At 37.0% G+C, this 9,982-nt stretch carries 7 protein-coding genes; 3 read left to right on the top strand and 4 right to left on the bottom strand.

The window, feature by feature from the left end; all coding sequences use genetic code 11:
• Window positions 1-368: 368 nt before the first annotated feature.
• Window positions 369-800, bottom strand: a complete 432-nt coding sequence (locus tag WFH39_RS20730; protein WP_336691303.1) for a hypothetical protein — start codon at window positions 798-800, stop codon at window positions 369-371.
• A gap of 451 nt (window positions 801-1,251) precedes the next feature.
• Between WFH39_RS20730 and WFH39_RS20725 the strand changes: the two genes are divergently transcribed.
• The gene (locus tag WFH39_RS20725; protein ID WP_336691302.1) at window positions 1,252-3,189 is read left to right on the top strand and encodes an SPFH domain-containing protein; all 1,938 of its coding nucleotides are present in this window, start codon (window positions 1,252-1,254) and stop codon (window positions 3,187-3,189) included.
• Between the two features lie 161 nt (window positions 3,190-3,350).
• Here WFH39_RS20725 and WFH39_RS20720 read toward each other — a convergent pair whose 3' ends face one another.
• The 3 genes from WFH39_RS20720 to WFH39_RS20710 all read right to left on the bottom strand — a co-directional run bounded on the left by WFH39_RS20720 (window position 3,351) and on the right by WFH39_RS20710 (window position 6,087).
• Window positions 3,351-4,046, bottom strand: a complete 696-nt coding sequence (locus WFH39_RS20720) for an ABC transporter ATP-binding protein (protein WP_336691301.1) — start codon at window positions 4,044-4,046, stop codon at window positions 3,351-3,353.
• A gap of 84 nt (window positions 4,047-4,130) precedes the next feature.
• On the bottom strand, window positions 4,131-4,706 hold the full coding sequence (locus WFH39_RS20715; protein WP_235130246.1) for a hypothetical protein: 576 nt from the start codon (window positions 4,704-4,706) through the stop codon (window positions 4,131-4,133).
• A gap of 448 nt (window positions 4,707-5,154) precedes the next feature.
• On the bottom strand, window positions 5,155-6,087 hold the full coding sequence (locus tag WFH39_RS20710) for a LacI family DNA-binding transcriptional regulator (protein WP_336691300.1): 933 nt from the start codon (window positions 6,085-6,087) through the stop codon (window positions 5,155-5,157).
• A 243-nt stretch (window positions 6,088-6,330) separates the two neighbouring features.
• Here WFH39_RS20710 and WFH39_RS20705 point away from each other — a divergent pair, with 243 nt between their 5' ends.
• Window positions 6,331-8,754 (top strand): TonB-dependent siderophore receptor, encoded by a 2,424-nt coding sequence (locus WFH39_RS20705; RefSeq protein ID WP_336691299.1) that lies wholly within the window; start codon window positions 6,331-6,333, stop codon window positions 8,752-8,754.
• Between the two features lie 66 nt (window positions 8,755-8,820).
• Window positions 8,821-9,948, top strand: coding sequence for a glycoside hydrolase 100 family protein (locus tag WFH39_RS20700; RefSeq protein ID WP_336691298.1), 1,128 nt, complete (start codon window positions 8,821-8,823; stop codon window positions 9,946-9,948).
• Window positions 9,949-9,982: the final 34 nt, after the last annotated feature.

The raw sequence follows: 9,982 nt of genomic DNA, 5'->3' as shown, positions 1-9,982 counted from the left end.
CCCCCACCCCCCCCCCCCCCCCCCCCCCCCCCCGCCCCCCCCCCCCCCCCCCCCCCCCCCCCCCCCCCCCCCCCCCCCCCCCCCCCCCCCCCCCCCCCCCCCCCCCCCCCCGAAACTCTAAAAAGAGCTCAGACATGCCGCTCAATTGGGGCTAAGAAACCAGTTATCCATTTACTATTTCAACAACATATTTAATAGATAACCTCCCCAAAATAAAAACCAAAGCATTTTTTATTTATCTGATTTTTAGCCTTCACCAGAATGTAAAAACATTTGTGATTCATAAAAATTTAAACAATTCTCCATTGTTTCAAAAAGACAAAAAAATTCCTGACGGTGAAGTCAGGAACTCAAATATAGAATTAAAATTAATTTTTGACAATGTAACCATCCTGCTTAACAATCGTTTTTCCGTTTCGGTCAGTTACGGTTAAAGTATACGGAGCTTTTTTCGCCGAATTTGTTAAATAATTTCTCCAGATCTGATAAGTATATCCGTTATTATTAAACTCATAGTAATAATTTCCACCCGTTCCGTCCGGAATTAATTCTCCGTCCGTAATAATCATACTTGGCTTAGAAGTAACCTTTCCGTTGACTGCCCACGATTGATAAAGATAATTTCCGTTCGGTTGCTTATCAATTTTTATTTTAAACTTTTTCGTTTTAAAAATAAATGATTTCGGAACCTTTTCCTGTTGATAATGAATTTCTGAAACCGGATTTTCATTAAAAGCTGCTGCCTGTACCAATGAAAACTGTGCAATACAAAATACTCCTAATAAAATTTTTCTGATCATTTTAGATATATATTACACAAAAAATTAATCAAATTTAAAGCCAATTTATAACGATAGGGTTCGTTTTCCGTCTAATTTCACATTAAAAACCACCTGATTTTGATTAAAAAATAATATCGCTATAAAAATAATTATATTGATTATCAGTTAATTAATAAATATTCAGAAAAATATTTAATTTTTTTGAAACAAGTAAATATTTTTCTTGCGTACATTTGTATCATCAAAAGGATCTCTTTCCTTTCTTATCAAAATGAAACTAATTAACTTTAAGTTTTTTCTTTTAAAAGTATCAGAAATCATCTTCACGATTTTCAATACTTCTCCTCCTGCACTTTCTTAATTTTTACGAAAGAATTATCATATAATTCGTACTCTGTTTTTCTTTTATGAAAAAATAGAGCACAATTTCTGTTTTCAAATTTAATCAAACAAAAAAAACAAACAAACTATGGAATTAGGTTTTCATGGCTGGATGATTCCGGTCGTTATTGCACTGTTGTGCATCATTTTTTACAAATTTATCTTAAGAATTTTCTTTGGATTAGTGATTGTTCCACAAGACAGAATAGGATTGGTAACCAAAAAATTCGTGTTGGTTGGTAAGCAGGAACTTCCCGAAGGAAGAATTATCGCTACCAACGGAGAAGCTGGTTTTCAGGCACAGACTTTAGCTCCCGGAGTTTATTTCGGAAAGTGGATCTGGCAATATTCTATTGATTTTCAGCCTTTCACCGTAATTCCCACAGGAAAAATTGGTTTACTTCTTGCCAAAGACGGGGTAGAACTGGAAACCGGAAGAATTTTAGGAAGAAAAGTAGACTGCGATTCTTTTCAGGATGCGGAAGCCTTTTTAAAGAATGGAGGAAGAAAAGGTCGTCAAACCGCCATCATTGCTCCCGGATCTTACAGAATCAATACCTTATTGTTTGAAATCGAACTTACTGACATGACTCAGATTCCCGATAATGCAGTGGGAATTATCACAACCATGGAAGGAAGTCCGTTGGAAGAAGGACAGATTGCCGGAAAGATCATCAATGACCATAATAAATTTCAGGATGTCGATACTTTTTTAAACAGCGGTGGTTACAAAGGTCTTCAGGAACAGGTGATTTTGGCGGGTTCATATTTCTTAAACCCTTGGTTTACAAAAGTTGAAATGGTAAAAATGACGGAAATTCCTATCGGTCATGTTGGAGTCATTATCAGCTATGTAGGAGAAGAAGGGCAGGATTTGAGCGGCGTAGACTTTAAGCACGGAAATATTGTAGAAAAAGGACATAAAGGAGTTTGGGCAGAACCTATCGGTCCCGGAAAATATCCGATTAACCCTTACATTATGAAAGTGGAACTTGTTCCGACAACCAATTTAGTTTTAAACTGGGCTTACGAAAGAAGCGAATCTCACCAACTGGATAAAAATCTTTCTACGATTACCGTTCGAAGTAAAGACGGTTTCCCTTTCAACTTGGATGTTTCGCAAATTATTCACATTCCGACGTATGAAGCACCAAAAGTAATTGCCCGTTTCGGAAATATGATCAATCTGGTAAGTCAGGTTCTGGAACCTACCATCGGAAATTACTTCAGAAACTCTGCGCAGGACAGCGATGTAATTGCCTTTTTAGGAACCCGTAAAGAAAGACAGCAGTCAGCGAAAGATCATATCAGCAGTGTTTTGGAACAATATAATGTAAATGCCGTTGATACTTTGATCGGAGCTATTGTTCCTCCTGAAAGTTTAATGAAAACTTTAACAGACAGAAAGTTAGCAGAAGAACAGAAAATTACTTACGAAACCGAAATGCTTGCTCAGGAAACCAGACAGGCTCTTGAAAAAGAAACTGCTGTTGCAGATATGCAGAAAGAAATTGTAAAAGCAGATCAGGGCGTTGTGATTGCAGAAAGAATTGCCGATGCATCCGTGAAAAAAGCAACCGGAGACGCGAATTCCGTAAGATTACAGGCAACTGCGGAAGGGGACAGACTGAAACTTTTAGCAACCGGTGAAGCAGAAAAAACAAGACTTCTTGCAAAAGCCGAAGCGGAAAAAATCGAATTGCTGGCAAAAGCTAGTGCAGAGCAGATTTCATTAACAGGTAATGCAGAAGCGGAAAAAATCCTTGCCATCGGTAAATCTAATGCGGAATCTTACAAATTGTCTGTGGAAGCAATGGGCGGAAATAATTTCACGCAGTTAAAAATCATGGAAAATATTGCCAGCCAAAACGTAAGAATTATGCCTGAAGTGTTGATCGGCGGAAACGGAGATTCAGCCAACGGAGGAATCAGCGGACTTTTGGGATTACAGCTTTTGGAGCAGGTTCAGAAGAAAAATTTAGAAACGGTTCCTGTAACTGAGGAAAAAGGAGATAACCATGCTTAATAATTTCTGTCAGAATCAGAATCAAAAAAACACAACATCATATATATTCAAAGTACAGAAATTTTTTCTGCCTCACTTTAAAAACTTTTAACCATTCTATATATCTTTTGCCGGATTTCGCTGCAAAAGAGGAAAGCTCCAGATTTTGGAGCTTTTTCCTTTTATGCAGTATAGTTTGCAAATGCTTCTTCCAGACTTTGAAACTTGCCTTTAAATTCGTCAATCGGGCAGTCCTGCAGAATATTTCCTTTATGGATAAGGATCACGCGCGAGCAAAGTGCTTCCACTTCCTGCATGATGTGCGTGGAAAGTAAAACCGTTTTTTGTTGACCGATTTCTTTCACCACATTTCGGATTTCGATGATCTGGTTCGGATCCAGTCCGTTCGTAGGTTCATCCAGAATCAAAAGATCAGGCTGATGAATAATTGCCTGTGCAAGGCCTACTCTCTGTTTGTATCCTTTGGAAAGCTGACCGATCTTTTTAGATTTTTCAGGCGTAATTCCTACGAGCTCAATCACTTCATCTACCCTTGAAGCCGGAATTTTGTGAATATTGGCAACAAACTGTAAATATTCTTTTACATACATTTCCAGATACAGCGGATTGTTTTCAGGAAGGAAACCTATCTTCTTCTTGCTTTCGATTTCGTTTTCCGTGATGTTTTTTCCGTTAAAAATTATTTCGCCTTCATCAATTTTCAGTGCGCCGACAATGGATTTCATTAAAGTCGATTTTCCGGCTCCGTTCGGACCCAAAAGACCGATAATTTCATTTTTATCAATGGAAACGTTAATGTTGTTCAGAGCAGTCTGCTCACCAAATTTTTTGGTTAAATTGTTTATTTGAAGAGACATAATTTCGTAATGATCTTTTTGCAAAAATAAAATAAAAAAACTCATCCGTATGAATGAGTTGATGCAATATTTTAAAAAGTTTAATTATTTTTTCGACTTCTTACCTGTACCGGAAGCAGATGGTTCTGCGGCTGGCTGAACTGCAGCTTGTTGCGGATTGGAAGCACTCATTGTCTGAGCATTATTCTTGGTTCCGGGTTTTTCATAAAGCGCAGATTTTCCGTTGGTTCTGCCAAAGATTTTATCAATTTGCTTTTTGGTCAGAAGCTGGGATTTTCCTACGAATTTTCTGTTTTTGTTGATATACTGGATAAACTGAACAGTAGGAGTACCATAGTTTTTCTCAAAATGCAGTTCAATGATATCGTTCGGAAGCTCCAGAATAATGTTTCCTACAGGAATATCAATAAAGCCGTTTTCGATAAGTTCATAAAGTCCGGAAACGTCCTTATTAAGATTCTGAAAAGAGAATGATCTGAAGGTATTAAGGTTTGCCGTATTCAGATCCTGATAATTGAACGTAAATTTATCATCTTTTTTATATAAACCTACGGCATTATCTTTACCAATTTCTATCAGAGTTTCGTTTTTCAACACCTTGATCTGTGAGGAAACTGAAATACCGATCATACATACAAATAGTAGAATTATTTTTCTCATGAGTAGATTTTTAATGCTATATAATGTGGTATTCTAAAATTAACAAATAAAAACGCGAAAAGTAATTTTTACGCCCTCAAAAACAAATGTAACACTTTTTTTTAATATTTGTTAATGGGATTTAATAGATAAAACTTATTCTTTACTGCGTGAATTATATTAAATCTTTGAAATTTAATTATTTATGAAAGATACCCGATCTCTGTTAATTAATTGATAATTCTTAAAACAGTGTACTTATCTCATAATAATTTAAAAGTCAGCAGCTTTGTCCTATTATAAAAGCAATGCTTCAAATAATTATTTCTGAAAATTATTAAAATAGGGATTGGAATTTTCGATAACAGAATGGCAGTTCGGGAATGGGAATGTTGATTTTTTCATTTCGTGTATGTTTATTTACTGGCAAATTTAGCAAAATAATCTTTGCAAATCCTACAGTTTCCTATTAAATGCCACTTTTAATAAGGTGCAGCAATTTCGAAGCTGCCATAGTTCCCATACTGAAACCGTCATTGATGATACACTCATACGAATCGTCCAGATATCGTGGAAGCGTACCCTCTGTAATGGCAATAACTTTTACATCGGAAGTCTGTACCTTCTTTTTGATAAGAGAACTGTGCAGCCCGGCAAGCGTTTCATCACTCATCGCGAAATAACCGTCAAACTGTTCATAATCCAGAATAATATTCAGTTTCTCTTTTACACTTTCCGCAGACTCACAATAAATTACCTTGCATTCCATTTCCGGATATTCTTTTAATTTTTGCAGGAAAAAATCTCTTCGGGTTTGCGTGATGTCCAGATTTTCATCCCCGAAAATGGCAAGAATCTTTTTACATTGGTTTTGGGCAAGTTTTTCCGCGGCAGCTTCCACATTCAGTTTATTGTCGAAAACAATCTGCTCAAAAGAATTCTGAGAAATCGTTTTATCAAACATTACTACCGGAACTTCTATTTCCCTGAGTCTGTTTAAGTGGGAAAGATCTTTCGTTTGTCTTGTAAGAGAAATAAGAATTCCGTCCACACGCGAGTTGATGCAGGTAATGATATTTTCTTCCTCCATTCCCACAGATTCTTCTGAGGACAATACAAAAAAATGATATCCTTCTTTATGCAGCACCGAAGAAATTCCTCTTATAATAGAAGGTATAAAAAACATCGACATTTCTGGAATGATAAGTCCGATAACTTTTGAAGATTTTTTTCTGAAATTGATCGCAAAATCATTCGGAATATAATTAAAAGTTTCTGCAGCCTCCTTCACTCTCAGCTTTACAGCATTGCTGATATCAGGATGATCTTTCAGTGCTCTGGATACTGTAGATACACTGATATTGAGCATTTCTGCGAGGTCTTTTATTGTGACTCTTTTCATTTTTAAGTTAATTGAGGCAATTTTTGGGTTAATTTAGTGATGTTTTCGGGTTAAATTTAAGTTAAAAAATGTTAAAATAACCTTTATAAAAGTTAATAAAAAGTTAAAATTTTTAAAAGTTATCCACCGCAAACGTTTGCGCAAACGTTTGAAATTAATATAAATTTAACACAAGGGAAAAATTATGTTTTGAATATGTTAAAAAAAATACTTTTAGACCATAATTAAAAACTCTCAAAAATTATGGAATCAAAAATTTTTACCAAATTGCTCATTTTCGGTGCGATGAACACAGCAGCATTCATGTTTTCTCAGAGTACAGAAAATGATACAATTACAAGAGGAAAAGCGATTGATGAGGTTGTGGTTACCGGAAACGCAAATCCTAAAGCTTCTATTAAAACCAGTACTTCTATATCTACCTTAAAAATGAAAGATATAGAGAATGCAGCTCCAAGAACTACTGCAGAAATCTTCCGTACCATTCCGGGAATCCGTTCAGAATCTTCAGGGGGTGAAGGTAATTCGAATATTACGGTAAGAGGGGTTCCTGTTTCAGCAGGAGGATCAAGATATCTGTTGATTCAGGAAGACGGTTTACCGGTAATGCAGTTCGGAGATATTGCTTTCGGAACTCAGGATCAGTTTACAAGATTCGATTCTTTTGTTGCCAGAGTGGAAGCGTTAAGAGGAGGTTCAGCATCCGTTTTTGCAAGTAATTCTCCTGCGGGGATCATCAACTTCATTACGAAGACCGGAGAAAAAGAAGGCGGAAGCATCACGCAGCAATTAGGTTTAAACTATAAAAACTACAGAACAGATTTCGACTATGGAACTCAGATTGCGGATAATACGTTTTTAGCTTTAGGAGGTTTCTACAGAATCGGGGACGGACCAAGAAAAACAGGATTCAACTCTAATAACGGAGGACAGTTCAGAGTATCTTTACTGAAAAAGTTCGAGAAAGGTAGCTTCAGAATTTATGCTAAATTTCTGGATGACAGAACGGCTTCGTATATGCCGATGCCGGTTGCGGTTTCAGGAACAGATGCAGATCCGAAATGGTCTTCTTTATCCAATTATAATATCCTGAACGGTGCGTTACAGACAATTAATTTACAGCACGATAGAACATTAGGGAACGATGGTAATATCTTCAACAGCGATGTTTCAGACGGAATGCATTCTATTTCAAAAACCATCGGTGCGGAATTCAATTACGATCTTGGAGAAGGATGGAAATTTGAAGACAGAATCCGTTACTCAGCAAACGATGGTCAGTTTATTGCGCCTTTCCCTGCAAGCGTAAGCAAAGGAAGCGATTTCTTCAAAGCTTCTAATTTTGCCAATTTTGGAAGTGCAGTGTATGCAGGAACCAATACTCCGGTGGATATGAATGCTTATTACATGAAAATTGCACTTTTCAATGTAAAGCTTAACAACTTCAATAATTTTGTGAATGATTTTAACATCAGCAAAAAATGGAGCAATGTGAAATTCAACGCAGGATTGTACAAAGCTACCCAAAACATCAATATGGACTGGATGTGGAACAACTATATTCAGGAAGTAAGCGACAGCAATGCAAGATTGGTAGATGTTAAAAACCTTTCAGGAGCTTTCATCACAGATCAGGGGTTACTTAATTACGGGATGAAAGACTGGGGGAATTTAAAAAGAAACTACAACACGAAATATGACATTACTGCGCCTCACGCACAGATCGAAATTAACGCAACCGATAAATTAACCATTGATGCGGGTGCAAGATACGATATCGGAAAAGTGACAGGAACTTTCTCTGGAGGAACCGTTACCTATACAAGCCGTGATATGAATGGAAACGGAGTTATCGATATTCCTGAACAATTGGTAGGTTCTAACGACAATATCAATGTTCCTGTAAAATACAGATACGGAATTTTCGGATATTCAGTAGGTGCTAATTATGCTTTAAACAGCAAAAATGCCGTATTTGCAAGAGTGAGTCAGGGTGGAAGTGCTTCTGCGGACAGAATTTTATTCTCAGGATACAACTATACCAATAATGATGATCCTGCTTTGGATGCTGTAAAAGTAAACAAAGTAAATCAGGTGGAAGCCGGTTACAAATTAAGAGGAGCAGGATATTTCCTTAATACAACGCTTTTCTATGCAGGAACTAAAGAAGCGAATTACGAAGCAACTACACAGAGAAAAACAGAAAATAAATACGAGTCTCTTGGGGTAGAATTGGACGGATATTATAAAATTGCTAAAGGTTTTGATGTAAAAGCAGGACTTACCTATACCCATGCGGAAATTAAAAACGCACTTGATCCGACTGTTGTTGGAAACACGCCTAGAAGAACACCTAAACTGATGTACTCCGTAAATCCTAACTTCAACGTAGACAAACTGAATGTTGGTTTCTATCTTATCGGAGCAACAAAAGCTTACACTCAGGATTCAAACAAATTAATCATGCCTGGTTACGCGATTGTAAACCCTTATATTTCTTACCAGTTGATGAAAAATCTTTCGGTTAGCGTAAATGCAAACAACATCTTCAATACCATTGCAGTTACAGAAGCTGAAGAAGGATCTATCGCAGGAGGAAACGGAATCGTAAGAGCAAGAACGCTTCCGGGAAGCAGCTACAGCGCAAGTGTAAAATTTGACTTTTAATACTTTTACCTTAAAAATGTGGAATGAATGAACGTTCATTCCGCATTTTTTTCAAAAAAATAAAATATGTTTAGACAGGAAGCCATTGAAATTATAAGAAAAGCCATTACAGAAGAAGGAATTCTGGCATCTGCACAACAGAGAGACAACTACGCAAGAGTATGGGCGAGAGATTCTATGATGACGGGATATGCCGGAATTTTAGTACATGATGAAGAAATCCTTGCCGGACTGGAAAAATCTGTACTTACACTCGCCAGACATCAGGCAGAAAACGGACAGATCCCTTCCAATGTGGTAAATGATAAAGCAAGCTACGGAACACACGTAGGCAGAACAGATGCCACAACATGGTGGATTGTTACAACTTGTGAATATCTTAAAAGCAAGCAAAATGAAGAGCTTAAAAAAAGTCTAAAAGAAAAAATTTATAAAGCTCTTTCATGCCTTAAAAGCTGGGAATACAACCAGAGAGGTTTGGTGTACAGTCCGTTAGGCGGAAACTGGGCAGACGAATATGTGACTTCAGGATATACTTTGTATGATAACGTTCTGAGATATTGGGCTTTAAAAAACGCCGCTGAAATTTATGATGATGAAACATTGAAAATTTTAGCGGAAAATACAAAAAAGCTGATTCAGGAAAATTTTTATAAAAATGAAAACGGAACAGATTCAGCCAGATATCACGAAACAGCCTATTCGAAAGTTTTACCCAAACCCTATTTCTATGCTTCGCTGAATGCTAACGGATATGACGGACGTTTTGATCTTGCAGGAAATGCGCTTGCTCTTCTAATGGATTTTGATCTTGATACAGAAGCTTTTTCAGAATTTCTGAATGGTGTAAAGGCTGAATTTAAACATTGGATGCTTCCTGCATTTTATCCTGTGATTTTTCCGGGAGACGATGATTGGCGCCTGCTGGAAAACAACTACAGCTACAGTTTTAAAAATGAACCTTATCATTTTCATAACGGAGGTTCCTGGCCGATATTTCTGGGCTGGCTTTGTCTCGGACTTAAAAATAAAGGCATAAAAGACATTCCTGAAAAAATCCTGAAGCAGTACGAAGAACTGATGAATGAAAAAGGAGAGCATTTCAGAGAATATTATTCCACAGATCAGTTATTGCCATTGGGAACGGAGCAGCTTTGCTTTTCTGCATCGGGATATCTTTTAATGACTTATTAAGGTAGTTTTTCAAATTTTTCATTTTAAAAAAGTA

This window comes from Chryseobacterium sp. MMO-72, assembly GCF_037146035.1.
GTDB classification, from domain to species: Bacteria; Bacteroidota; Bacteroidia; order Flavobacteriales; family Weeksellaceae; genus Chryseobacterium; species Chryseobacterium indicum.
The sequence above is the reverse complement of the archived record's forward strand: the minus strand, read 5'-3'. Positions and strand labels throughout refer to the sequence as shown.

Bases quoted from the DNA above. Each gene is read 5' to 3' on its own strand.
- WFH39_RS20720 (WP_336691301.1), bottom strand. From the start codon at position 4,046: ATGTCTCTTCAAATAAACAATTTAACCAAAAAATTTGGTGAGCAGACT.
- WFH39_RS20730 (WP_336691303.1), bottom strand. From the start codon at position 800: ATGATCAGAAAAATTTTATTAGGAGTATTTTGTATTGCACAGTTTTCA.
- WFH39_RS20700 (WP_336691298.1), top strand. From the start codon at position 8,821: ATGTTTAGACAGGAAGCCATTGAAATTATAAGAAAAGCCATTACAGAA.
- WFH39_RS20705 (WP_336691299.1), top strand. From the start codon at position 6,331: ATGGAATCAAAAATTTTTACCAAATTGCTCATTTTCGGTGCGATGAAC.
- WFH39_RS20710 (WP_336691300.1), bottom strand. From the start codon at position 6,087: ATGAAAAGAGTCACAATAAAAGACCTCGCAGAAATGCTCAATATCAGT.
- WFH39_RS20715 (WP_235130246.1), bottom strand. From the start codon at position 4,706: ATGAGAAAAATAATTCTACTATTTGTATGTATGATCGGTATTTCAGTT.
- WFH39_RS20725 (WP_336691302.1), top strand. From the start codon at position 1,252: ATGGAATTAGGTTTTCATGGCTGGATGATTCCGGTCGTTATTGCACTG.